A 25,185-nucleotide genomic window follows, 5' to 3' on the forward strand; every position below is an offset into this window, starting at 1 on the left:
TGTCTAGTAAACAGGCGGCGAAATCACCCAGATGACCACCGCCGGTTGGACACCCGGATTGCGCCAGCGGAACGGCTTGCCGTCGAAGCGAAAGGAGTCTCCCTCGCCAAGCTCGTGCCAGACGCCGGCAATCTCGATCTCGAAAATACCCGACGCGACATAGCCGGCTTCCTCCGTCGGCCGCCGTGCTTCGGTCTTCAGTTCCGCGCCCGGCGCAAAGACCGAACGCAGCATCTCGAAGCTACCGCCGAGATCGGGCGACAGAAGCTCCTCCACCAGGCCGGATTCGGTTGTGCCAAGCGAGCGCCGGCTGCCGGCACGCACAACCACGCCGCGCTCGCTTTCGACAGGCACATCGTGGCTGAAGAACAGGCTGAGCGGCACGCCGAACAATTCGGCAAAGGCCCTAAGATCGCCGAGCGAGGGCATCGACAGGCCGCGTTCGACCTGGCTGACCCAGCCGACCGAACGGCCGAGCCTCAGACCAATCTCGGCCAGCGTCAATCCGCGCGCCTTGCGCAGCGCCCTGATATCGCCGGCCAAAAGCCGCTCGGTGTTTTCCTGTTCCGGTCGGATAGCGGTTGATGGCAAAGCCAGGTTCTCAATGAAAAATCGCTATTGGTGAAAAATGCGCGGCAAATTTCATGAGAGGTCAAGCCCGTGAAAAAATCAAGAGGATTTTCATGAAGCCACAAGAATTGCTTGCGCCTTTTTGACGGTTCATGCAAAGGCTCGGCCGCGAACGGCGAGTGGGGGCGTCCGGTCGGGACTTGAGGCGACGCGCGTTAAGTCTTTGTTTTGTGCATGCCGTTGTCCAAGCCGCTACCCGGTTTTGGGCGACCATGCGCCTGGGACTAAGGGACGGCCCATGCTGGAAGACAACACCCGTATTGCGATGGCAATCGTCGACGAGGCGATTACATCGCGCCGGTCGGTGCGGGCCTTCCTGCCCGACATGGTCGACGACGAGACGATCCGCGCCATTCTGGCCGTTGCGGCGCGTGCGCCTTCGGGCACCAACATGCAGCCATGGCGCGTCTATGTCACCAAGGGTGAGGTCAAGCAGCGGATCACCGACGCCATCCTCAATTCCGGCATCCGCGCCGAAAAGGCCGACTGGGACGAGTACCGCTACTATCCCGACCAGTTCTTCGAACCCTATCTCACGCGGCGGCGGGCGAACGGCTTCGGCCTCTACGGCGCGCTCGGCATCGGCCGGCGCGAGGTCGACAAGATGCGCGCGCAGCACGACCGCAACTTCGTCTTCTTCGACGCGCCGGTGGGCATGATCTTCACCATCGACCGGCGGCTGAACAAGGGGTCGTGGATCGACTACGGCATGTTCCTGCAGAACATCATGGTGGCGGCGCGGGGCAGGGGCCTGCACACCTGCCCGCAGGCAGCCTTCGCGCCCTATCACCGGCAGATCAGGCCGGTGCTCAACATTCCCGACGAGGAGATCGTCGTCTGCGGCATGGCGCTCGGCCATGAGGACACGACCAAGCCCGAAAACGAGTTCCGCACCGACCGCGCGCCGCTCGAGGAGTGGGTGACGTTCGCCAAGTGAGGCAACCTTCGGGTTCGGTTGCTTTTACTCCGTACTGACCGGCGCGCCATGGCCACTGACGTGAGCTCCGTCCTGCGGCGTCAGCTTGAGGTAGGCGAACAACGCGCACAGCGTGATCAGGCCCTCGATGATGAACAGAATGCGAAAATCGTTGATGCTCGCATGGCCGCCGCCGGCCAGAAGCGACAGCAACGCTGCCGCCAGGCCGACGCTGATCGCCACCGCAAGCTGCCACAATATGTAATAGAGCGCACTGAAGCGGGACAGCTGTTCGGGCGCGATGTCCGAATAGGAGAGGTTGCCGGTCGAGGCCCATTGCACCGAACGGAACATGCCGAAGACGAAGATGTAGGCGAGCACGATCCAGGTCGGAGCGCTCTCCTGCATCAAGGCAAAGCCGGCGACCAGGCAAGCGGCAACCGGCGTGTTGAAGATCAGCACGCGCCGGAAGCCGAAACGGTTCAAGACGCGCGGCATGAAGAAGCGCATCAGCAGCGAGCCGATCGCGGCGACGAAGGTCAGCGACCCCGCCTGCACCGCGCTCATGCCGAAACCGAGCTGGAACATCAGCGGCAGCAGGAAGACGACGGAACTGAGGCCGATCGTGTCGAGGCCGCCACCGGTCAGGAAGCTGATGCGGAACGTGCGGATGCGCAGCAGATTGAGGTCGAGCAGCGGGTTGCGGGCACGCAGGCAATAGAAGGCCGCCACCGCAAGGATGGCGATGGCGAGCCCGAGTTCGCCGGCGACGATGCCGCCGGTGGCATCCCTGGCGGCAAGCGAGTCCATGCCGAAGACGAGCAGCGCCATGCCAATGCCGACAAGCAGGAAGCCCGGAAAATCGAATGAGGTGCGAACCGGCTTGGTTGTGGTTGGGAACAGCGAGGCCGCGAGCAGCGCGGCTGTCAACGCGAACGGGACGTTGATGAAGAAGATCCAGCGCCAGGAAACGTAGGTGGTGAGCGCGCCGCCGACCAGCGGTCCGACCAGTGGCCCCGACTGGCCTGCCAGCGAAATATACATATTGATCTTCAGCGTGCGGTCGCGCGGAAAGCTCGAGAGGATGACGATCTGGCCGAGCGTTCCCATCAATGCGCCGCCGAAGCCTTGCAAGGCGCGCGAGGCGACCAGCGTCCAGAGGTCGCTGGACAGGCCGCAGAGCGCCGAGGCGGTGGCGAAGACGAGCAAGGCGAAGCAATAGACGTTGCGCAGGCCGAAGCGGTCGGCGGCCCAGCCGCCAACCGGCATCGAAATGATCAGGCTGGCGACATAGACGGTGATCAGAAGGCCAAGCTGGCTGGGCGGGCGGGCCAGGCTTTCGCCGATGCCGGGCAGGGCGGTCACCACGACATTCTGGTCGAGGCTGGTCATGAAGACGCCGCAGGCCACCGTCGCCGGCAAAAGCATCGACGCCTCGCCCGCCGGGGCAAAGCGGGCTGTGGCTGTCGCCGAAGTCTCCGCGGTCATGGAAGGATATTGTCGAACCGGTTGCCTGAGCGGGCGCTTGCCCCGACAAGAGCCCGTGATTTCTATCTATCCTCCCGGCTGGCCCAGGGCTCAAGCAGCAGTTATGCCGGTCCATAGTGCCAAGCGGTCAGCCTGTTACTGCACCTCGTAGCCGACTTCCTCGCTGGCATGGCAGAGCGCCTTCCAGAACGAGCGCGCGAAGGAGCGGAACACATAGACGTCGAACTGGTCGGCGCCGGTGCGCTGGATCTGTGCGAATACATCGTGATGCACCGTCGAACGGCCGGCGCCGACCGGGAAGGCTGGCAGCGCGAAGTCGATGGCGAAGAACTTGGCCAGCACCCATTCGGCTTTCGGTCCGGCGATGCGGATCGCGGTGCGGCCATGCGACAGGTCGGTCACCGTGCCGATCGCCGGAGTAACGACGCCGGCAAAGGCCGAGGCCATGCCTTCTGCCTCGTCGACGACGGTGAATTTCCCCGGCGCAAAGCCAAATACCGACCTCGCACCATCGGCGCTGCCGCCGCCGGCGCCGTCGGGCAGGGCAAGGCCGGTGATCGTGCGAATGACCGATATCAGCTTCTTCTCCTCGCCCGGCCAGGCAGCGAGTTGCACGATCGATCCCGGCTGCGTTTCGGACAGGATAATGTCCACGCCATGCTCGAAATTGCCATGCGAGCCGACCTGCAGCACCGGCTCAAGCGGTGATTGACGCTCAACCATGCATGCGGCTCCCGTCCCGATCGTAGAATTGGTTGGAGACGATCTCGATCGGCCCGAACCGGTTGCGCAGCGGATCGGAGACAAAGGCTCGCGAGCCGTGCCTTGCCTTGCCGCCCTTGATCAGCGCCAGCGCGATGTGTTTGCCGAGCGCCGGCGAATAGCAGCAGGCCGTGATGTGGCCGATGGAATCGTGCGGATTGGCTTCGTCCAGCACTTCCACGACATGCGCGCCGCCGTTGAGCGGCCGGTTGTCGAGCGCAATCAGGCCGACGAGTTCGAGGCGGTCGGGCGCGATCAGGCCCTCGCGATCCATCATCGCCGAGCCGATGAAGGGCTTCTTCCTGGACAGCATCCAGTCGAGATGCAGGTCTCGCGCCGTGGTGCGGCCGTCGATCTCGGCGCCAGTGACATGGCCCTTTTCGATACGCATCGTGCCCAGCGCCTCGAGCCCGTAGGTGACCAGCCCGAACGGCTTGCCGGCCTCGACCAGCGCTTCCCAGACATGGGTGCCATAGCCGGCGCCGCAATAGACCTCGAAAGCCATCTCGCCGGAGAAGGAGAGCCGGCAGATCATGACAGGCACGCCCGCTATCTTGCCACGCACGATGCCCATGAAGGGCAAAGTGGCGTTGTCGACGGCGGTACCGGTGACGCAAGCGGCAAGAATTGCCCGGGCCTTTGGGCCGCCGATGGCGGCACCCGCCCATTCGTCGGTCACCGAGGTGACATGGACTTTCAACTCCGGCCAGATCACGTCAAGGAAGTACTCCAGATGCTGCATCACCTTGCCGGCATTGGCGGTGGTGGTGGTCATCAGGAAGTCCTGCTCGCCGAGCCGCCAGGTGGTGCCATCGTCGAAAGCAAGGCCGTCCTCGCGCAGCATCAGTCCGTAACGCGCCTTGCCGACGGCCAGCGTCGAGAACATGTTGGTGTAGACGCGATCGAGGAACTCAGCCGCGTCGGGACCTTGCACGGCGATCTTGCCCAGCGTCGAGACATCGACGATGCCGGCGCTTTCGCGCGTCGCCTTGGCTTCGCGCACATAGGCCTGCTCGATCGTCTCGCCTGAAAGCCCGTAGATCATCGGGCGATACCAGAGGCCGGCCGCATACATGGTGGCGCCATTGGCGATGTGCCAGTCATGCATCGGCGTCAGCCGCTCGGGCTTGATGTCGCCGAAGCGTTCCGCAGCCAGCGAGCCGATCGACACCGCGGAATAGGGCGGGCGAAAGCGTGTCGTGCCGACCTCCGGGATAGGCTTGCCGAGCGCCTCGGCCATGATGGCTAGGCCGGGGATGTTGGAGTTCTTGCCCTGGTCTGTCGCCATGCCGAGCGTGGTGTAGCGCTTGAGATGCTCGACCGAGATGAAGCCTTCGCGATGCGCCAGCCGCACATCCTCCGCCGTCACATCGTGCTGGAAATCGACAAAGCTCTTTCCGGCCGCCTTGATCTCGAAGACCGGCGCCGGACGAGGGTCGCCAGGCAAGGATTCGATACTCGGGTACGCCATCGGCGTGCCCGTCGCGCCGACCGCCGAAAGGCCTGCGTTGCGACCGTCCAATATTGCTTCGAGGGTCTTGAAATGGCCGTTGAAGGCACCGGCGCCGATCCATTTCTGTGTCGGCTTTGGCGGCAGGAAAGCTTGCAGCGCTTCGTTCCATTCCGCCCTGGCGCCGGCCTGGCTGGCGAGATGGATGGTCGGCGACCAGCCGCCCGACATCAGCAGGCAATCGGCATGGATGCTGCGCGCATCGCCGCTCAACGCGCCGCTCACCATGTCGAAGCGCTGCACTTTGAGGCCGGACAGCGCCTTGCCGCCTTCGGTGGCGACCACGGCGTGGCCGGAAAGGATCTCGGCCTCGGCTTCGCCGGCGAGCTTGCGCATCTCGTTCGAAAGCTCCGGGCGCACGTCGACAATGGCGACGATCGCAGCTCCTGCCTTCTTCAGCGCAAGGGCTGCGTTATAGGCACTGTCATTGTTAGTGAATAGCGCGATCCTGTCGCCCGGCAGCACGCCATATTCATTGGCATAGCGCTCTGCCGCATGGGCCAGCATCACGCCCGGCCGATCGTTACCCGGAAACACCAGCGGCCGCTCGAAGGAGCCGGTGGCCAGCACCACCGTTTTGGCGCGAATGGCCCAGTAGCGATGGCGCGGCTCACCCTTGCCGGGATTTTCCTTGTGGTCGGTAACCCGTTCGAGCGCAGCCAGCGTGTTGCCGTCGTAATAGCCCCACACGGTGGTGCGCGGCAGCAGGCGGACATTGTCATGGCCTTCGAGCTGGCCGGCGGTTCGCGCCGCCCAATCGGCGGCCGGCATATCGTCGATCACCTCGCCCGACCAGTTGGCCGAACCACCGAAATGCGGCTCAAGCTCGGCGAGGATGACGCGTGCGCCCTGATCGGTCGCGGCCTTGGCGGCTATCAGCCCGGCCGGGCCGGAGCCGACCACCAGAACGTCGCAGAATGCATTCATGCGCTCGTAGCGCGCCGTGTCGGGAGCCGTCCCGGCGCGGCCGAGGCCAGCGGCGCGGCGGATGAAATGCTCGCAGAACATCCAGAAGCGCGTGCCCTTTAGCGGGCCGAACACCGGTCCCATGAAGGTCTTGTAGTAAAACCCGGCCGACAGCAGCTTGCCGCCAAGCTGGTTGACGGCGCCGACGTCCCAGGACAGCGAAGGGAAGCGGTTCTGGCTGACGGCCGTCAGCCCGTCATAGATCTCGATCATGGTCGCGGCGATGTTGGGCTCGCGAACCTCGCCGCGCAGCACCGTCACCAGGGCGTTCGGCTCCTCGACGCCAGCCGTCAGCACGCCGCGCGGACGATGGTATTTGAACGAGCGTCCGAACAGGCTGACGCCATTGGCCAGCAGCGCCGAAGCGAGCGTGTCGCCGGCATGGCCGGTATAGGATGCGCCATCGAAGGTGAAGCGTATGGTGCGCAGCCGGTCGATCCGGCCGCCGGCATCGCTGCGGCGCGGGCTCATGATTTACTCCCCGCCTTGTGCCGCGCTGCGGATTTGTGGTCGCCGCGCGCAAAGGTAGTGCTGGAGATCTCGTGCGTCAGCGTGTTGCGCACGACCCTCAGATGAGCGCGGCAACCGCCGGAGTGCTGCCAGATCTCGTTGTGGTCGCCAGCCGGGTTCAGCCGGTCGTAGACATAGGCGTTCCATGCATCGAGATTCTGCGAGGCGGGCTGAGGGCGCTCGCGGTTGCCGTCGCCCTGATAGCTGAATTCGATGACGTCGCGCGGGCCGCAATAGGGACAGGTGATCAGCATTTCTTCTACCTAATGCATCCGAGGCGTCGCGCCCTGGCCTTTGTCGTCGATTGCCAGGCCGCGATAGAAACGGTCGAGCGTGAAGGGCGCGTTGAAGTCGTGCGGCTCGTCCTTGGCGATGGTCCAGGCAAAGCACCAGCCGGACGCCGGCGTTGCCTTGAAGCCGCCGTAGCACCAGCCGCAATTAAGATACATGCCCGGCAGCGGGCCGGTGGTGATGATCGGCGAGCCGTCCATCGACATGTCGCAGACGCCGCCCCAGGAGCGCAGCATGCGCACGCGAGCGAGGCCGGGGAACAGCGCCAGCATCTCGCTCATCACCTCGTCGACGATCGGCAGGCTGCCGCGCTGGGCGTAGCTGTTGTAGCCGTCGAGGTCGCCGCCATAGACCAGGCCGCCCTTGTCCGACTGCGAGATGTAGAAGTGTCCCATGCCGAAGGTCAGGATCGTATCGATGATCGGCTTCAGCGATTCAGAGACGAAGGCCTGCAGCACATGGCTCTCGATCGGCATATGATCGATGCCGGCAAGCTGCATGACGCGGCCGGTGCTTCCGGCAACCGCAAGCGCCACCTTCTTGGCGCGGATCTCGCCGCGCGTGGTCGTGACGCCTGTGATGCGGTCGCCATCGCGCAGGAAGCCGGTGACCTCGCAATTCTCGACGATGTCGACGCCGCGACGGTCGGCGCCGCGCGCGTAGCCCCAGGCGACCGCATCGTGGCGGGCCGTGCCGGCGCGCCGCTGCATCAGGCCGCCGACAACAGGGAAACGCGCCGAACCGGAGACGTCGAGCGCCGGGACCAGTCGCTTGATCTCGGCCGTCGTCATCAGCTCGGCGTCGACGCCGAGATGGCGCATGGCATTGCCGCGCCGGGCAAGATCATCGAACTGGCCGGGCGTATGGGCCAGATTCAGGCAGCCGCGCTGCGAGAACATGACGTTGTAGTTGAGGTCGTGCGAGAGGTTCTCCCACAGCTTCATCGAATGTTCGTAAAAGCGCGTATTGGCGGGCAGCAGATAGTTGGAGCGGACAGCCGTGGTGTTGCGGCCGACATTGCCTGATCCCAGCCAGCCTTTCTCCAGCACGGCGACATTGGTGATGCCGTGCTCCTTGGCGAGATAATAGGCTGTCGACAGGCCATGGCCGCCACCGCCGATGACGATCACGTCATAAGATGCTTTCGGGTCCGGCTTACGCCAGGCCGGCTTCCAGTCCTTGTTGCCGGTCAATGCGTTTTTGAGAAGCGAAAACGCCGAATATTCCGCCATTCTTTTTGTCATCCTTCGTGGGCGATGCGGCAGACTATAGAGCAGGCCATCGGCGCAAAGCCAATATTGCGCCATCGCTTTTCGACTGGCCGACTCCGAAAACGCGGCGGGCGCGATGGCTTGCCCCGTGATATGAGCGTCTCTATCAAGGATGCGTTTTCAGCGCTGCATTGCCGTTCGCGAGTCGCCAACAGATCATGGTCTTCAGATTGCTCCGCCTGGTTCTGATCCTTGCGCTGGTCGTCGTGTCGGCGGCGCCGTCGTTCGATGCGATGGCGCAGGCGATCGGCCAGGGCTCCGCCGCGCTGATCGCGGAGCAGCAGAAGGCCCTCCAGGATCTGTCGGCGAAGACCGACGACCTCGAGAAGAAGATGCAGCAGGACGGCGAGGATGATGCCGGTCTCGTCGATATCCGCCTGCAACTGGAGGAGATGTCGCGGGCCGCACTGACCAGCGCGCTGGCGTTCCGTTCGCGTCTCTCCGACATCAATGCCCGTATCGAGGTGCTGGGCGCGCCGCCGGCCGAGGGTCAGCCGCCGGAGCCCGAGATCGTCGCCAGCGAGCGCGGGGCCCTGGCGGCCGAAAAGGCCGAGATAAACGCCGTCATCGCCAGCGCACAAAATTTGTCGATCCGCATCAGCGGATTGATCGACAAGATCGGCGCCATGCGCAGCGCGCTCTTCCGCAATGTGCTGACCAAGCACTATGAACTGTCCGACGCGCTAAGCCCGCAGGTGTTCTCCGACGCCCAGAATGAATATACCGGCCTCTACAGGGCGGTATCGTCCTGGCTGACATTCGCCATCAAGTTCAAGTTCCAGGCCGTCCTTGCAGCGGCCTTGATGGCGCTTGCACTCGCCGCGGTACTCTTTGTCGGCGGTCGGCGGCTGTTTGGACGTATCTTCGAGGCCGATCCCTCCGTTGAGGACCCGTCCTATCTCAGCCGGCTGTCGGTGGCGTTCTGGTCGACATTGCTGCCGACGCTGGCGGTCGGCGTCTTCCTCGCTTCGACGGTTTTCTTTTTCAACTATTACAACGTGTTGCGCGGTGACATCGGGGTGTTCCTGAATGCCTTGGCCGCCGTCATCGCGGTGGTGTTCTGCGTCAACCGGCTGACCAATGCGGCGCTTGAGCCGCGGCTGCCGAACTGGCGTCTCATACCGGTCGAAACGGGTCCGGCGCGCTGGCTGGTGCGGCTGACCACCGCCATGGCGGTGGTCATCGGCATCAACAGTTTCCTGTCGGTCGTCAACGACACGATGGGCTCGCCGCTGTCGCTGACCATCGCCAGGAGCTTTGTCGCCACCATCATCGTCGGCGTCATCCTGATCCTGATGGCGTTGCTGAGACCGTTCAAGGCGCCCGATGGAGGCTGGCGTCCCTGGCCGGCGTGGCTGCGCTACACTGCCATTGCGCTCGGTATTTTCACTATAGCTGCGGCGCTGTTCGGCTATATCGGCCTTAGCTTTTTCGTCTCTCGGCAGGTCGTGGTCACCGGCACGATCCTGGTCACCGCCTATATAGGCTTCCTTTCGGCCCGGGAAATCGGCGAGGAAGGCGGTTTCGCCGGCACTTCGATCGGGCGCTGGTTGTCCGTCAATTCCAGCTACGAGGACGCAGCCCTCGACCAGCTCGGCCTGGTCGTCAGCATCGCCATCAATGTCATGATCGTGCTGGTGTTCCTGCCGCTGATCCTCTTGATGTGGGGCTTTCAACCCGGCGACATCCAGGCCTGGGCCTACAAGCTGGCCACCGGCGTCACCATCGGCTCGGTGACCATCTCTTTCCTCGGCATCCTGACCGGCATCGTCGTCTTCATCATCGGCTATTTCCTGACGCGCTGGTTCCAGGGCTGGCTCGACGGCTCGGTCATGGCGCGCGGCAAGGTCGACACCGGCGTGCGCAACTCGATCCGGTTGGCGGTCGGCTATGCCGGCGTGGCGCTGGCGGCACTCGTCGGCGTCTCGGCGGCGGGTATCGATCTGTCCAATCTCGCGCTCGTCGCCGGCGCCCTTTCGCTTGGCATCGGCTTCGGTCTGCAGAACGTCGTCTCCAACTTCGTCTCGGGCCTGATCCTGCTGGCGGAGCGGCCGTTCAAGGTCGGCGACTGGATCGTCGCCGGCGATATCAGCGGCACGGTCAAGAAGATCAGCGTGCGCGCCACCGAGATCGAGACGTTCCAGCGCCAGTCGGTGATCCTGCCCAATTCAAACCTGATCAACAATGCAGTCGGCAACTGGACGCATCGCAACAAGCTTGGCCGCGTCGACATCAAGGTGGGTGTCGCCTATGGCAGCGACGTCAAGCAGGTCCATGCCGTCCTGCTGGAGATCGCGCGCAGCCATCCGCTGGTGCTGAAGAATCCCGAACCTTTCGTGCTGTTTACCAATTTCGGGCCGGCAGCGCTTGAGTTCGAGATCCGAGTGTTCCTGGCCGACGTGATGAATGGCAATATCGTGCAGAACGACATCCGCTTCGCCGTCCTCGACGCGTTCGCCAGCGAGCATATCGAAATCCCGTCGACGCCGCGCGCCGTCGTCGAGACTAAGAAGCATGAGGCATGGCCGATCGACGACGACAAGATCGAGGCCGAATTCGCCGAACGGGAGCAGGCGCTGATCGAAGCCGAGGCCGAGGCGAAGCGCCTTGCAAAATCCAGACGCAAGGCCCGCAAGCCGGATCCCGATTAGGAAATTGGCCCCAGGAAGCCAGGTTCCAAGGCAACGAAACCAATTGCGGCATGAATGCGGCATTCAGTTGCTGTTCAGCTTCCATGTCATATAAGCTCACATGCAAAGGGCGAGAATGCCTTGCGAAATGCAACAGAGGCGGTGGAAACACCGATATTGCAAAATGTGGAAGTCTGTCGTTGCCGCCATCGCTTTTCTTGCCGTGGGCGGTTCGGCTTTTGCAGCCAGCGCGGTCAACAAGGACGCCGAGACCCGCACGCTGATCGTAACCGAAGGCGGCGGCAAGACCGAGCTGGCGCTGGCCGCCGGCGAAACCGTGGAATTTTGCCCGAATGGCTGTTTCGTCACCTTGCCGAATGGCGACCTCGAAGCCCTGACTGGCTCCGAAACGGTCGAGATTTCGGGCGGCGTCGCCCGTATCAAGTAAACTCGGGCGGCATCTCTTGCAAAGGCCGGGCAATTGCCCGGCCTTTTATTGTTTCCAGTAGCAATTGTTTAACAATGACGCTGGAAATACCACCCAGCCTGCATGCTGCAACCGGGCGTTTTAACGTTCGCTACGCCGTTCCCCGCTATACCGGATGCGAAGACGCTGAAAAGCGGCGACGGGGCAGGCAGGGCAACGAGAAATGGACGCGCGGTCTGACAGGAACGCAATCCCGCTTGCGGTCGATCTCGACGGTACGCTGATCGCGACGGACCTGTTGTGGGAAGGGCTGTTCATCCTTCTCAAGAAGAACCCCCTCTATATTTTTCTGGTGCCGTTCTGGCTCGCCGGCGGCCCGGCGCGGTTGAAGCAGGCCATCGCCCAACGCATCGACATCGATCCCGCATCGCTGCCCTATCGCGAAGTTCTGCTGCGGCGCCTTCGCACCGAACATGGCGAGGGCCGCAAGATTGTGCTGGCAACCGGCACGCCACGCAAGTTCGCCGAGGCGATCGCCGCGCATCTGGGGATTTTCGATCGCGTGCTGGCGACCGATGGTCCGCACAACATGACCTCCGGCAGAAAACGCGCCTCGCTTGTTGCCGCCTACGGCGATGGCGGGTTCGACTATGTCGGCAACAGCCGGCACGACCTCCAGGTGTTCGACGCCGCACGCACGGCGATCGTCGTCGCGCCCGACCGCCACGCCGCGCGCTGGCAGGCCATGCACAGCGCCGAAATGATGCCGGCGCCGAAGCCGACATTCAAAACCGTCGTCAAGATGCTGCGCGTTCATCAGTGGTTGAAGAACTCGTTGATCGCCGTGCCGATGGTGCTGTCGCACGAATACTTCAACGCCGGCATGATCTGGGAATGCCTGCTGGCCTTCATCTCGTTCAGCGCTGTGGCGTCGGCCATCTACATCCTCAACGATTTCTTCGATCTCGCGCTCGATCGCAAACACCCGACCAAGCGCAACCGGCCATTCGCCAGCGGCGCGTTGTCGATCCCGTTCGGCCTCGGGTCGATGGCCCTGCTGCTGGCAATCGGCATCGGGGCGGCATGCCTGCTGCGATGGGAATTCCTCGGGGTGCTTTTTGGCTACATGGTCATCACCACGGCCTATTCGCTGTCGTTCAAGCGCATGCTCCTGGTCGACGTGCTGACGCTGGCCGGCCTCTACACGATGCGTGTCCTGGCGGGCGCGGCGGCGACCGGCGTCGATGTCTCGTTCTGGCTACTCGCCTTCTCGATCTTCTTCTTCCTTTCGCTGGCGCTGGTGAAGCGTTATGTCGAGCTGCGCACCACCGCCATTCCGGCTGGTGAGCGCATCGCCGGCCGCGGCTACCGTACCGAGGACCAGGAGATCGTCGCCCAGGCGGGAATGGCCTCGGCCTTTTCCTCGGCGCTGGTGCTGGCGCTCTATATGGACAGCGCCGCGGTGCGCGAACTCTACCCGAACCCCTGGCTGGTCTGGCCGCTGGCGCCGATCGTGCTCTATCTGACCATACGCGTCTGGATACTCGCTCGCCGCGACGAAATGCATGACGATCCGGTCGTCTTCATCATCCGCGACTGGCGTAGCCAGATCGTCGTTTGCATCGGCGCCGTGCTGCTGGTCGCCGGAAGCCTGTAGACATGGTCGTGGAGACATTTCAGAGCTTTGGCCTCGCCACGCCGCCGGCGCCCAGTGTGATTTCGGCGGGTGACGGCATCGGGCTGCTGAAGCAGCGCAAAGCCAAAAAAGGCGCCTTGCTCGCCTATGGCAACGGGCGTTCCTATGGCGATTCGTGCCAGAATGAAGCGGGCACGCTCGTCGACATGCGGCCGTTGGCCCGCATCCGCGCCTTCAATGCCGAAACCGGCGTGATCGAAGCCGAGTCCGGCGCACTTCTGTCCGATATCATCGCCCATGCGGCGCCCTATGGCTTCTTCCCGGCGGTCGTTCCAGGCACCCAGTTCGTCACGCTCGGCGGCGCCATTGCCAATGATGTGCATGGCAAGAATCATCACCGGCGCGGCACCTTCGGCTGCCATGTCGAATCCTTGACCCTGCTCAGATCCGACGGGCAAACCTATCATTGCTCGGCCACCGACAATGCACGGCTGTTTGCAGCGACGATCGGCGGCATGGGGCTGACGGGCCTGATCCTGTCCGCATCGATCCGGCTGATGCGGGTGTCGTCGCTCGATATCGTCGAGACGGCGACGCCTTTCCGCAATCTTGGTGAATTCTTCGAGCTTGCCGAAGCAGCCGATATGGCCAACGAATATGCCGTCGCCTGGATCGACCAGCTGGCCGGCGGTCACCGCAGCGGCCGCGGGCTGCTGTTCACCGGCAATCATGCCGAGCATGGTTCGCATGCGGCCTGGCCGGCCGGCGGCAGGTTTTCGGTGCCCTTCCAGCCGCCGTTCAACGTGCTCAACCGGCCGTTCCTGACCGTTTTCAACGCTGCCTACCGATGGAAGAAAGGCCGGTCGACGGCGCGCGATGTCGGTTATCAAGGTTTCTTCTTTCCGCTTGACGGCGTCGGCAATTGGAACCGCCTTTACGGACCGAACGGGCTTTTCCAACACCAGAGCGTGGTGCCGGAAAATGTCGCGCGCCGGGTCGTGCCGGATCTGCTTGCGGCGGCCAAGCGGGCCGGGCAGGGCTCGTTCCTCACGGTCCTGAAGCGCTTCGGCACGGTCCGCTCACCAGCATTGCTGTCGTTCCCGCGGCCGGGTTTCACGCTGACGCTGGATTTTCCCAACCGTGGCGAGTCGACGCTGGCGCTGTTGAAGGAGCTGGACCGCATCACCGTCGAAGCCGGCGGCGCGGTCAATCCTTACAAGGACGCCCGCATGGGCGCCGACATCTTCGCCGCCTCGTTTCCGAAATGGCAGTGCCTCGAAGCGATCCGCGACCCTGCCTTCATGTCGAGTTTCTGGGCCCGAACGGCGCAACAGCTCGAAAAGCAAGGGGATGCTGCCGAAGCCGCGGAATAGATAAAGTTTGAGTAATTCGTGGTAAACAAATCGATAATAGCAAGTTTTTGCTGAAAACACTCTTGTTGCTTCACAAAATATTTGCAGGTTTGTAGTAGGACGGCCGAAGGGTTGGTGGGAAGAACATGAAATATATCGTCTTCATTCTGTTCACAGTCATGACCAATGCCGCCGCGCAGCTCATGCTGAAGCAAGGCATGATGTCGCTCGGTCCGGTTTCCTTCGAAGGCGTCAATCCGCTGCTCAAGCTGCTGCAGATCGTGTTCAGCCCGTGGGTGTTCCTCGGCCTTTGCACCTTCGTCATCTCGATGGTCTCGCACCTCTATGTGCTGTCCAAGGTCGAGCTCAGTTTCGCCTATCCGTTCCTCAGCCTTGCCTATGTCGCGGTTGCGATCTTCGCCTATTTCATCTTCCGCGAAGATCTCAATGCCTGGCGCATCGCCGGCATCGCCTTCATTTGCGTCGGCACGGTCCTGATCGCGCAGAGTGGTCGAGAGCATGAGGACCAGACTGCTTCCATTGCCTCCGACAAGATTCACGCAAACGAGATCGTTCGATGAGACATGTGATTTTCGGCGGCGACGGTTTCGTCGGCCGCCATCTGGCCCCAAAGCTTCTTGGCGATGGAGAGGAAGTGGTCGTTGCCGATATCGCCAAAAGCGATCTGCCGCACTACCGCTCGGTCCGCTATGTCAGATGCGATGTCACCGATCCGGCCTCGGTCGCTTCGGTCGGGCTGAAGGCCGACGACATGGTCTACAATCTGTCGGCCAAGATGCTGTCGCCGATCCAGGTGCGGGCCAAGCGGCACGAGTTCTTCTTCCCGGTGAATTTCCATGGCGCCGAGCACATCATCCAGGCGATGGACAGAGCCGGCGCGCGGAAGCTCGTCCACTACACGACCGACATGATCTATGGCCACACCGTCACGCAGCCAATGACCGAGGAGCATCCGGTCGCGCCGCTCGGCGAATATGGCTGGTCGAAGCAGAAGACGGAGGAACTGGCCGCCGAATGGCGCAAGCGCGGCATGTCGATCTCGCTGTTTCGCCCGCGCCTCATCATCGGCCCCGGCCGCCTCGGCATCCTGGAAAAACTGTTCAAGCTGATCGACTGGAATTTTCCGGTGCCGATGATCGGGTCAGGCAGGAATCCCTATCAGTTCATCTCGGTGTTCGACTGCGCCGAGGCCGCGCGCGCCGCCTGGAAGGCCGGCGTACCCAATGAGGCCTATAATCTGGGCTCGCTCAACCCGCCGCCGGTCAAGAAATTGCTCGGCGACCTGATCAAGCATGCCGGCTCGAAGTCGATCCTGATCCCGACGCCCGGCTGGGCGGTCAAGCGCACGCTCGACCTGCTCGACTTGCTCAACCTGCCGATCATGGATCCGGAACAATATCTGATTGCCGACGAGGAATGCGTGCTCGACGTGTCCAAGGCCGAGCGTCAGCTCGGCTGGGTGCCGCAATATCGCGACGAGGACATGCTGATCGCCGCCTACAGCGAATACCGCGCCAAGAAGGACGGCCATGCCGTCGCCGCGAAACATGTGCCCGCCGAATAACGGCGCCTGCCGAACAAGGGATATTTTGAGATGACTGTGATGGCCAAGCCGGAACACACAAAAGCGCGCACCGTGGTCAGCGCACCGGCGCTGTCGCCGGACACTATCGCCAAGCCGGACCTGATCAGCGTCGAACAGGCCAAGGCCATGGATGTGGCGCGGATGACCGACCTGTTCAAGGCGCATCTCAATCCCGGCCAATTGCACTTTATGAAGCTGCTCGGCTTCCACAAGATCAAGATCGAGCGCGCCGAAGGCATGTTCTATATCGACCAGAACGGCCGCAAGATCCTGGATTTCTTCGGCGGCTTCGGCTCGCTGGCCTTTGGCCATAACCATCCGCGCATTCTCGAGGCACGCCGCAAGTTCCAGGAAGAAAAACGCCAGGAGATCGCTATCGCCTTCATGTCGCAATATGCGGCGGCCCTGGCGCACAATATCGCCAAATGCTCGCCCGGCGATCTCGACATGGTGTTTCTGGGCTCGTCCGGCTCGGAGGCCATGGAAGCGGCGGTGAAGCTCGCCGAGCGCGCCGCCGGCCCAAAGCGGCCAAAGGTCGTCTACGCCGAGAATTCCTTCCACGGCAAGACCAAGGGCGTGCTGGCGATCACTGACGGCCAGCTCTACCGCGCCGACTTCAAGGTCGCCGACAATGTGGTGCGCATTCCGTTCGCCGATATCGAGGCGGTCGAGCGCGCCTTCCGCACGGATCCCGAGATCGGCGTCATCGTGCTCGAAACCATCCAGGGCGGTGGCGGCATCATCCAGGCAAAGGCGCAATACTGGCAGAAGTTACGTGCGCTGTGCGACCAGTATGGCGTGCTGTGGGTGGCCGACGAAGTGCAGTGCGGTTACGGCCGCTCCGGCCGCTTCTATGCTTTCGAGCATTACGGCGTCATTCCTGATGTGACGGCGCTGGCCAAGTCGCTCGGTGGCGGCAAGGCGGCTGTCGGCGCGATGATTGCCCGGCGCGAGATCTACATGAAGGCCTATGGCACGCCGAAGACGGCGATGATCCATGCCATGGCCACCTTCGGCGGCATGGGCGAGGCCTGCGTTACCTCGATCGAGGCGCTCAACGTACTCTACGACGAGGGGCTGATCGACAACGCCGCCGTCACGGGCGACTACCTGCTGCAACGCCTGCAGGCGCTCAGGGAGAAATACCCGAAGATCATCAAGGATGCGCGCGGCAAGGGTCTTATGGTCGGGCTGGAGTTCCACGACTTTTCGCAGACCTTGCCGATGGTGCTGCGTCCCGTCGTCAGCATGCTCGACGACAAGCTGAAGGGCTCGCTGTCCGGCTTCGTGGGAGCGCTGCTGCTGCGCGACTATGACGTGCTCGTCGCCTTCACCGAATACAACCGCAACGTCATTCGTCTCGAACCGCCGCTGATCTGCCAGCGCGAACATGTCGACCGCTTCATCGAGGCGCTCGACAGCCTGTTGTCGCGCGGCATTGTGTCGATCGTGAAGGACTTCGTCAAAAGCCAAGTCCGCTGAGTCAGAGTTTGCCGAGCCAAACGATGCTGACCAGGTCTCCCTCTCCGACTTACCTGCTCGACCGGCTCACAGGGGCCGGCCTGGCGTGGGGCGAGGGGACCTATGCGCGGCTGGCGGCACCCATCGGGGCGGCGGCCTTCGCGCTCTACATCCTTTTGACGGCGGTGACGGCATGGTTCATGCCCGACGCCAATTGGGACATGCTGCCCTATCTCGCGATCGCCGAGGAGAGCAGCTACCCCGATGCGCAGGCGCTGCATGATTATGCCTATGGTACCGTCAAGGCCGATGTGTCGGCGGGCGACTACAAGACGCTGACCGACGATGGCGGCGGCTTCCGCAGTCATTTGGCCGGGAATGCCGCCGACTTTCACTCACTGCTCGGCATGTACCGGATCAAGTTCCTCTACGCCGAGATTCTGTCCACCATGAGTTCCGTGATGTCGCCGGTCGAGGCGATGCGTCTGCTGCAGGTGTTCTCGGTGCTGCTGTTCGGCGCGATCGCGCTGCTCTGGTTGCGTTCCGAGGGCGCGTTGGCGCTGGCGCCGGTTCTCGGCGCGGTGCTGATGATGGCCGAGTTCGGCGACGCGGCGCGGGCATCGACGCCCGATCTCCTGTGCTCAGCACTGTTCCTCGGCGGGCTCCTTGCCTACACGCGCGGCCGCGAAGTGGCCACTGCGATCCTGCTCTTCCTCGCTTTCATGGCGCGGCCCGACAATATTGTTTTCCTTGCGGTTTTTGCCGTTCTGCTTTTGGTCTCCCGGCAGAAGGCGTGGGGCGCGCTGGCCGGCTTTGCCGCATCGCTCGTCGCCTACTTCGCCATCTCGCACTGGGCGCAGCATCCCGGCTGGTGGCCGCATCTGTGGTTCTCCTCGATCGAGCAGCACTACAATATGGACGGCTTCGAACCGCCATTCTCGGTTGCCGCCTATCTCAAGGCTTTTGCTGCTTCCGTGGTTCGGGCCATCAGCCTGAACAGTTGGGTCGGCGTCTCGGTGCTGGCGCTGGCGGCTTGGTATGCGTCGAGCCGGGCCGGCTTCAAGCTCGGCCGTCGTGCCGGCATCCTGTTTGCGGCGCTCGTGCTCGGCGTGCTGGCGAAGTTCACCGTCTTCCCGATCCATGACACCCGCATCTACTTTCCCAACCTGATCCCGCCCTTCCTGCTGCTCGCCGGCCCATTCATGGCGTTGTGGGCATCAGCGAGCAGCAAAGGGCGCGGCGCCGCGCCATCGCGCGTCATCGCTGGAGACAAGCCATGAGTTCCCTTTCCAGCCTGGCGCGCATCGCCCTGTCGCTCGGTCTTCCCACCGGCGTCCTCGACCGCGGGCCGTCGCTGCGCGGCACGAAGTTCCTGGCGAAGGCCGCGCTTAAAGCGCGCCTCGGTGGAGAAAAAAGGCCGTTCCAGATGGTCAATGTCGGCGCCTGCGATGGCGCGCTGTTCGATGACGTGACGCCCTGGCTGCACCGCATCCCGCGCGCTCGCGCCATGCTGGTCGAGCCGATCCCGTACAACCAGAAGCGGCTGCGTGCCAATTACCCGGACACTGAGCGCTTCACCATCGAACCAGTCGCGGTGACCAGAACCAAGGGGACGATCACCGTCCACACCTTCGATGCCGCGGCACTCGAGGCCGGCACGCTGCCGCTCGAGTTCATCGGCTGCTCGTCGGTGACCGACACCAATTTGATGTCGGGCAAGAATGCCTGGGGCGAGGCCGATGCCAACTTCAACAAGTTCGCGCCGCATCTCAGGGATATCGAAGTGCCGTCGGAGACTTTGCAGACACTGCTCGACCGCAACGGCATCACCCATATCGATGCCTTCCTCGTCGATTGCGAAGGCGCCGACTGGATCGTCTTCGAGCAGCTCGATCTCCAGCGCTACCGCCCAGGCATGATCAAGGTCGAGGTCGGTGCGCTGCCGGCGACTGAGATCGGCCAGGTCGTGGTCAAGCTGAAGACCGCCGGCTACCAGGTCGGCTTCCAGGCCGAGGACATCTGGGCCTTCGCTTGAGGGATAGCTCCGCGCCCCTCGAAGGCATCTGACTTTATCGGGTCGCGCCGCACCTGCAGCGTGTCGCAAACAGGCGGTAGCGGGACGGCTGTCGCCTGCATATTGTGCGCCGATCAAACGGGCGCCGGGTGCCCGCTTTACCACTTTGGAGTCGCGGGCAATGGCAGGGTTTCCGGAAAAGGCGAAGGTCGTCATTATCGGGCTGGGCGGCATTGTCGGCGCGTCGGTCGCCCATCATCTGATCGAGCGCGGCTGGGACGATATCGTCGGCATCGACAAGTCAGGCATCCCGACCGACATCGGCTCGACGGCGCACGCTTCCGACTTCTGCTACACGACCAGCCATGACTTCCTGTCCTGCTGGACGACGCTCTACTCGATCGATTTTTACGAGAAGATGGGCCACTATGCGCGCATCGGCGGCCTTGAAGTGGCCCGCGTCGGCGACGACGCCCGCATGGAAGAGATCAAGCGCAAGATCGCCTCGGCGAAGGCTTTTGGCACGCGCGCGCGTCTGATCGAGCCGGCCGAGATCAAGCAGAAGTTTCCGCTTATCGAAGAAGAGATGGTGCAAGGCGGCCTGTGGGATCCCGATGCCGGTCTCGTCATCCCGCGCTCGCAGACTGTCGCCGGCAAGCTGGTCGATCATGCGGAGGCCTCGGGCAAGCTCAAATCATTCGCCAACACGCCGGCCAGGTCGCTCATCGTCGAGGACGGCCGCATCAAGGGCGTGGTGACCGACCGTGGCACCATCAAAGCCGATTATGTCGTGGTCTGCACGGGCATATGGGGCCGGTTGACCGCCGAGATGGTCGGCGAGGATCTGCCGGTGATGCCGATCGACCACCCGCTGACCTTCTTCGGGCCGTACACCGAATTCGCCGGCACCGGCAAGGAGATCGGTTGGCCGCTGCTGCGCGACCAGGGCAATTCGGCCTATATGCGCGACACCGGCGATCCCAAGACCGCCGAGGGCGGGCAGATCGAATGGGGCTATTACGAGGAGACCAATCCACGCCTTTGCCATCCGCGCGACCTCCTGGAGAAGGACCAGGCGCGGCTTTCGCCTTCGCAGCGAGACCTCGACATGGAACAGATCCTGACGCCGCTCGAGCGCGCCATGGAACTGACGCCGATCCTGGGCGAACTCGGCTACAATGAGAGCCATTCCTTCAACGGCCTGCTGCAGGTGACCGCGGACGGCGGCCCGTCGATGGGCGAGAGCCAGAAGGTGCGCGGCCTCTGGTATGCCGTCGCCATCTGGGTGAAGGACGGTCCCGGCATGGGCAAGCTGATCGCCGACTGGATGACGGACGGCCGCACAGCGATCGACCATCACGCCATCGACTATGCACGCTTCTATCCGCACCAGACGAAGGAGCAGTTCATCTGGGACCGCTGCACCGAGACGGCGATGAAGGTCTACAATCCGGCCGTACATCCGCGCGAGCCCTTCTCCAAGGGCCGCAACATCAGGCGCTCGCCGTTCTGGGAGCGCGAGAAGGAGCTCGGCGGCTATTTCATGGAGCTGGGCGGCTGGGAGCGCGCGCATGGCTACGCCGCCAACGAGCACCTTTTGGAGAAATACGGCAACCGCGTGCCGGTGCGCGAAAACGAGTGGGACAACCGCCACTTCTGGCGTGTCTCCAATGCCGAGCATCTCGCCATGAGCGAGGATTGCGGCATCGTCAACCTGTCGCACTTCTCCATGTATGACGTCGAAGGCCCGGACCATGTCGCGTTGCTGGAATGGCTGTGCGCGGCCAAGATCGGCGGCGACAACAATATCGGCAAGGGCATTTATACGCACTTCCTCGACGAGGAGGGCATGGTGCGCGCCGACTTTACCGTCATCCGCATGGCCGATCGCTGCCGGGTGATCGACGGCGCCGACGCCGGGCCGCGCGACTTCCAGTACATGCGCCGCACCGCGCAGGATAAAGGTTTTGACGTCACCATTACCGATGTGACCGAGAGATACGTGACCATCGGTATCTGGGGTCCGAACGCGCGGGCGACCTTGCAGAAGGTGGTTGAGAATCCGGATGGGCTGTCGCTCGAAAACTTCCCTTTCGCGGCGATCAAGCCGGTCAGGATCGGCGGCAAGGATGTTACCGCTTTCCGCATCTCCTATGTCGGCGAGCAGGGTTGGGAATTGCATATGCGTTATGAGGACGGGCTTGCCGTGTGGGATGCGCTGCGTTCGACCGGCGTCATGCCCTTCGGCGTCGAGACCTATGCCAACACACGGCGCATGGAAAAGAGCCTGCGGCTGCAGAATGCCGACCTGCTGACCGAGTACAATCTGCTGGAAGCCGATCTCGCCCGTCCGAAGGTCAAGGAGAACGATTTCTGCGGCAAGGCCAGGCATGTGGAGTACCGTGCCCGCGAGCATCAGCCGGCGATGCTGTGCACGCTGGTCATGACGAGCAATGTCGATGCGAAAGGTGTTGCCCGCTATCCCGTCGGCACGATGCCGGTGATTGACCCGAAAACTGGCGAAACGCTGGTCGACGAACTCGGCCGCCGGTCGTTCACGACCTCGATGGCCTATGGCCCGACCATCGGCAAGAATATCGGTCTTGCCTATCTGCCCTGGGCCTATGCCCAAGAAGGCCGCAAACTCAATGTCGAATATTTCGGCGAAACCTATCCGGTCGAAGTCGCTGCCGTCGGCTACAAGCCGCTCTACGACCCGGAGAACCTCAAGCCGCGCAGTTGATCGCCGTCAATTCCCGACAGCGGGAATGACGTCGGTAGAACATGAACTGCGTGACAGCAAAGCCAAGCCTGCCATGCGGGGCTTTTCTCTTTCTAAGCGAGCGATTCTCGCCTACCGTTGAGTTGGGCGGAGTAAAGCATTTGCGGCGGTTTGGCTGGGACAAGAAGAACGACGCGCTGGTGTTTAGCGTGAATGGGAACATCCCCGTTCGTATCAGCTGGACCTTTGCAATTCCGATTGTCCTGCCCTTTCTGCAAGAGTGGTCGACCCGTCCGACAGCCGCGCTGATCCACACGTCGGTCTTTGCCGCGCTGTTCTTCGCATCGGTGTTTCTGCACGAACTGGCGCATGTATGGGCCGCTCGCCGGCAGGGTATCGGCACCGACAGGATAGAGCTTTATCTGTTTGGCGGGGTTGCCTACTTCAAGCGCGGCGCGGCGCCATCGCACGGTTGGGCGCAGATTGCATTTGCGGGTCCATTGGCCAACGTCCTCTTGGCGGTGCTTTTCATTGCCTCCTATTATCTGATCGCCGGGCCTTTGGTGCCGGCCGAGGCAGATAGCCTGTTCAACTCGCCGCCTCCAAGGCCAATCACGCTTCTGGAGTGGACGCTTTGGGTCGGCGCCTTGTTGAATGGAGCGCTGGCTGTTCTCAACATTCTACCGGCATACCCTCTGGATGGCGGGGTGATCGCGCGGCATTTTCTTGCACGGCGCTTAGGTGAGGGTGGGGCAGCGCGGATCGTCGGGTTCTGTGGAGTGGTCCTCTCGATATTGCGTTTCGCGGTGATCCTGCCGGCCGCTGTCGCGGGTATCCTGTTGTGGCTCCCGCCATCATTCAAACCGAACTGGAAGGCGCTGCGTGCAACTGGCAAGAAAAAGTTCAGTCCGCGCCCAGAAGTGGGGACGGTCGCTGCCGATGATGTGGAATGGCGCGGCAAGGGCGGGTGGCCCGTCAACAGATGACACCAGGCAGCGCCGCATGGGCAAACGGGCTGCCCCTGCTTTTTTCTTTGCCACACAGTGATTCTCGCTTACCCTTCGGCATGTCTGCTTTTCCTTTCGCAAGACACCTGCTTTTAGGGAGCACCATGCTGGCGCTGATGCTCTGGCTGACGCCGGCGACCTTCGCCGCCGAGCCCGTCGACATCGAGCTGGTGCTGGCCGTCGATGTTTCGCTGTCCATGTCGCCGGACGAACTCGAGATTCAGCGCCACGGCTACGCGGCGGCGCTGACGCATGACGACGTGCTGCAGGCCATCGCCGATGGCGCCCATGGCAAGATCGCCGTCACCTATGTCGAATGGGCCGGAACGACCTCGCAGCATGTCATCGTGCCATGGACGGTGATCGCCAATCGCGCCGACGCCGAGCGGGTGGTCGAACAGCTTTCCGCCCGGCCGCCCAACAGCGCCCGACGCACCTCGATCTCCGGGGCGCTGGAATTCTCCAGCGACCTCTTCGCCGAGAGCGGCTTTCAGGGCGTCAAGCGGGTCATCGATGTTTCGGGCGACGGCCCCAACAATCAGGGCGGTCCCGTCAACATCGCCCGCGACGAGCTGGTCAAGCAAGGCATCACCATCAATGGCTTGCCGCTGATGACCAGAAGCGGCTTCACCAGCGTCTATGACGTCAATGATCTCGACCGCTACTACACCGATTGCGTCATCGGCGGGCCGGGCGCGTTCATGATCCCGGTGAATGAGTGGACGCAATTTCCCGAGGCGATCCGCCGCAAGCTGGTGCTGGAGCTTGCCGGGCGCAATTCGCCGCAATGGGCGGCGAATGAGGCGGCGCATCCGCCGGTGGTGCTGGCGCAGGACAGACCAGTCACCGATTGCCAGGTCGGCGAGAAAATGTGGCGCGACCGCAGTTTCATGTTCGACAGCCGTTAGCGGTCAAGCCGCCAGCAATTGCTTGCGGTCGACGCGCTCCTGCTGTGGCGAGCGCGCATAGAGCTCGCGGTAGCATTTGGAAAAATGCGAGGCAGAGACGAAGCCGCAGGCGACCGCCACCTCGACCACCGGCAACGACGATTGGATGAGCAAGTGCCTGGCCCGGTCGAGCCGGATCTCCAGATAGTAGCGGGCAGGGGACCTGCCCATCTCGGTGCGGAACAGCCGCTCGATCTGGCGGCGCGACAGGTCGACATGGTCGGCGATCTCGATCAGCGACAGCGGCTCGGAAAGGTTCGCCTCCATCAGTTCGATGATGGTCAGCACCTTGGAGTTCTGCACGCCGAGGCGGGCGCGCAACGGCAGACGCTGGCGGTCGGTCGGGCTGCGCACGCGGTCGGTCAGCACCTGCTCGCACACACGGTTGACCAGACTCTCGTCGAAATCGTCGCCGATCAGCTTCAGCATCATGTCGAGCGCGGCGGTGCCGCCGGCGCAGGTGTAGACGTTTTGGTCGATCTCGAAGAGGTCGGCAAAGACATTGGCTTTCGGGAAGGCCTCGGAGAAGCCGGGCAGGTTTTCCCAATGGATCGCGCAGCGCTTGTTGGACAACAGGCCGGCGGCGGCCAGTATATGGGCCCCCGTGCAAAGGCCGCCGACGGCGACGCCGCGATTGTATTCCTCGCGCAGCCAGGCGAAGGCCGACTTGTTCTGGTAGCGCTCGACATTGATGCCGCTGCAGACGATCGCCATGTTCGGTCGCTCCGGCCCGGACATCTTCTTGCGCTCTTCCTCGAGCGAGGTGTTGACGGCGCATTCGACGCCGTTCGAGGCGCGCACCGGCTTGCCGTCGATGCTGGCGAGGCGCCAGCGATAGGCTTCGTAGCCGAGCATACGGTTGGCCGAGCGCAACGGATCAAGCGCCGTTGCAAAGGCGATCATGGTGAAATCGGGGACCAGGAAGAACACAAACGATCGCCTGACCGGATGCTTTACGACGTTCACAGGGGAACCCTCACGCTGCAATGGCGCGAACAGGATGTCGCGATCAGTACAGCGTCATCAGGAAAAACCTTTC

20 protein-coding genes are annotated in these 25,185 nt (G+C 62.9%); 13 read left to right on the top strand and 7 right to left on the bottom strand.

The window, feature by feature from the left end; translation table 11 throughout:
* Positions 1 to 3 precede the first annotated feature (3 nt).
* Positions 4 to 591, bottom strand: a complete 588-nt coding sequence (locus AC0L2H_RS07890) for a helix-turn-helix domain-containing protein (RefSeq protein WP_473589698.1) — start codon at positions 589 to 591, stop codon at positions 4 to 6.
* 277 nt (positions 592 to 868) lie between these two features.
* On the opposite strand from AC0L2H_RS07890, the gene AC0L2H_RS07895 reads away from it, so the two are divergent.
* The gene (locus tag AC0L2H_RS07895; protein ID WP_473589699.1) at positions 869 to 1,567 is read left to right on the top strand and encodes a nitroreductase; all 699 of its coding nucleotides are present in this window, start codon (positions 869 to 871) and stop codon (positions 1,565 to 1,567) included.
* Positions 1,568 to 1,591: 24 nt separating this feature from the next.
* On the opposite strand, the gene AC0L2H_RS07900 is transcribed toward AC0L2H_RS07895, so the two are convergent.
* The 5 genes from AC0L2H_RS07900 to AC0L2H_RS07920 all read right to left on the bottom strand — a co-directional run bounded on the left by AC0L2H_RS07900 (position 1,592) and on the right by AC0L2H_RS07920 (position 8,305).
* Positions 1,592 to 3,034: an MFS transporter gene (locus AC0L2H_RS07900; RefSeq protein WP_473589700.1), complete on the bottom strand. Its 1,443-nt coding sequence runs from the start codon at positions 3,032 to 3,034 to the stop codon at positions 1,592 to 1,594.
* A 135-nt stretch (positions 3,035 to 3,169) separates the two neighbouring features.
* Positions 3,170 to 3,757, bottom strand: coding sequence for a sarcosine oxidase subunit gamma (locus tag AC0L2H_RS07905; RefSeq protein WP_473589701.1), 588 nt, complete (start codon positions 3,755 to 3,757; stop codon positions 3,170 to 3,172).
* Positions 3,750 to 6,743: a sarcosine oxidase subunit alpha gene (locus AC0L2H_RS07910; protein WP_473589702.1), complete on the bottom strand. Its 2,994-nt coding sequence runs from the start codon at positions 6,741 to 6,743 to the stop codon at positions 3,750 to 3,752. The genes AC0L2H_RS07905 and AC0L2H_RS07910 overlap by 8 nt, the downstream gene beginning before the upstream one ends.
* Positions 6,740 to 7,036, bottom strand: a complete 297-nt coding sequence (locus AC0L2H_RS07915; protein WP_473589703.1) for a sarcosine oxidase subunit delta — start codon at positions 7,034 to 7,036, stop codon at positions 6,740 to 6,742. The genes AC0L2H_RS07910 and AC0L2H_RS07915 overlap by 4 nt, the downstream gene beginning before the upstream one ends.
* Positions 7,037 to 7,045: 9 nt before the next feature.
* Positions 7,046 to 8,305 (bottom strand): sarcosine oxidase subunit beta, encoded by a 1,260-nt coding sequence (locus AC0L2H_RS07920; protein WP_473589704.1) that lies wholly within the window; start codon positions 8,303 to 8,305, stop codon positions 7,046 to 7,048.
* 197 nt (positions 8,306 to 8,502) lie between these two features.
* Between AC0L2H_RS07920 and AC0L2H_RS07925 the strand changes: the two genes are divergently transcribed.
* The 12 genes from AC0L2H_RS07925 to AC0L2H_RS07980 all read left to right on the top strand — a co-directional run bounded on the left by AC0L2H_RS07925 (position 8,503) and on the right by AC0L2H_RS07980 (position 24,107).
* Complete coding sequence (locus AC0L2H_RS07925) at positions 8,503 to 10,995, top strand: mechanosensitive ion channel family protein (RefSeq protein ID WP_473589705.1); 2,493 nt, start codon at positions 8,503 to 8,505, stop codon at positions 10,993 to 10,995.
* 163 nt (positions 10,996 to 11,158) lie between these two features.
* A complete protein-coding gene (locus AC0L2H_RS07930) occupies positions 11,159 to 11,422 on the top strand; it encodes a hypothetical protein (RefSeq protein WP_006335571.1) in 264 nt (87 codons plus the stop codon).
* A gap of 202 nt (positions 11,423 to 11,624) precedes the next feature.
* A complete protein-coding gene (locus AC0L2H_RS07935; RefSeq protein ID WP_473589706.1) occupies positions 11,625 to 13,058 on the top strand; it encodes a UbiA family prenyltransferase in 1,434 nt (477 codons plus the stop codon).
* 2 nt (positions 13,059 to 13,060) lie between these two features.
* Entirely contained in the window at positions 13,061 to 14,410 is a 1,350-nt protein-coding gene (locus tag AC0L2H_RS07940) for an FAD-binding oxidoreductase (protein WP_473589707.1), read from the top strand.
* Between the two features lie 125 nt (positions 14,411 to 14,535).
* The gene (locus AC0L2H_RS07945) at positions 14,536 to 14,970 is read left to right on the top strand and encodes an EamA family transporter (RefSeq protein WP_473589708.1); all 435 of its coding nucleotides are present in this window, start codon (positions 14,536 to 14,538) and stop codon (positions 14,968 to 14,970) included.
* Positions 14,967 to 15,974 (top strand): NAD-dependent epimerase/dehydratase family protein, encoded by a 1,008-nt coding sequence (locus AC0L2H_RS07950; protein WP_473589709.1) that lies wholly within the window; start codon positions 14,967 to 14,969, stop codon positions 15,972 to 15,974. The genes AC0L2H_RS07945 and AC0L2H_RS07950 overlap by 4 nt, the downstream gene beginning before the upstream one ends.
* 30 nt (positions 15,975 to 16,004) lie before the next feature.
* On the top strand, positions 16,005 to 17,477 hold the full coding sequence (locus AC0L2H_RS07955) for an aspartate aminotransferase family protein (protein ID WP_473589710.1): 1,473 nt from the start codon (positions 16,005 to 16,007) through the stop codon (positions 17,475 to 17,477).
* Between the two features lie 23 nt (positions 17,478 to 17,500).
* Positions 17,501 to 18,736, top strand: coding sequence for a hypothetical protein (locus AC0L2H_RS07960; protein ID WP_473589711.1), 1,236 nt, complete (start codon positions 17,501 to 17,503; stop codon positions 18,734 to 18,736).
* Positions 18,733 to 19,491 (top strand): FkbM family methyltransferase, encoded by a 759-nt coding sequence (locus AC0L2H_RS07965; protein WP_473589712.1) that lies wholly within the window; start codon positions 18,733 to 18,735, stop codon positions 19,489 to 19,491. The genes AC0L2H_RS07960 and AC0L2H_RS07965 overlap by 4 nt, the downstream gene beginning before the upstream one ends.
* 160 nt (positions 19,492 to 19,651) lie before the next feature.
* Positions 19,652 to 22,213 (top strand): GcvT family protein, encoded by a 2,562-nt coding sequence (locus AC0L2H_RS07970; RefSeq protein WP_473589713.1) that lies wholly within the window; start codon positions 19,652 to 19,654, stop codon positions 22,211 to 22,213.
* A gap of 140 nt (positions 22,214 to 22,353) precedes the next feature.
* Positions 22,354 to 23,178 carry a site-2 protease family protein gene (locus tag AC0L2H_RS07975; RefSeq protein WP_473589714.1) on the top strand — a complete coding sequence of 275 codons (825 nt, stop codon included), beginning with the start codon at positions 22,354 to 22,356 and terminating at the stop codon, positions 23,176 to 23,178.
* Between the two features lie 80 nt (positions 23,179 to 23,258).
* Complete coding sequence (locus AC0L2H_RS07980) at positions 23,259 to 24,107, top strand: DUF1194 domain-containing protein (RefSeq protein WP_473589715.1); 849 nt, start codon at positions 23,259 to 23,261, stop codon at positions 24,105 to 24,107.
* Between the two features lie 3 nt (positions 24,108 to 24,110).
* On the opposite strand, the gene AC0L2H_RS07985 is transcribed toward AC0L2H_RS07980, so the two are convergent.
* A complete protein-coding gene (locus AC0L2H_RS07985; RefSeq protein WP_425351098.1) occupies positions 24,111 to 25,049 on the bottom strand; it encodes a GlxA family transcriptional regulator in 939 nt (312 codons plus the stop codon).
* Positions 25,050 to 25,185 lie beyond the last annotated feature (136 nt).

It is taken from the genome of Mesorhizobium sp. WSM4871, assembly GCF_055811295.1.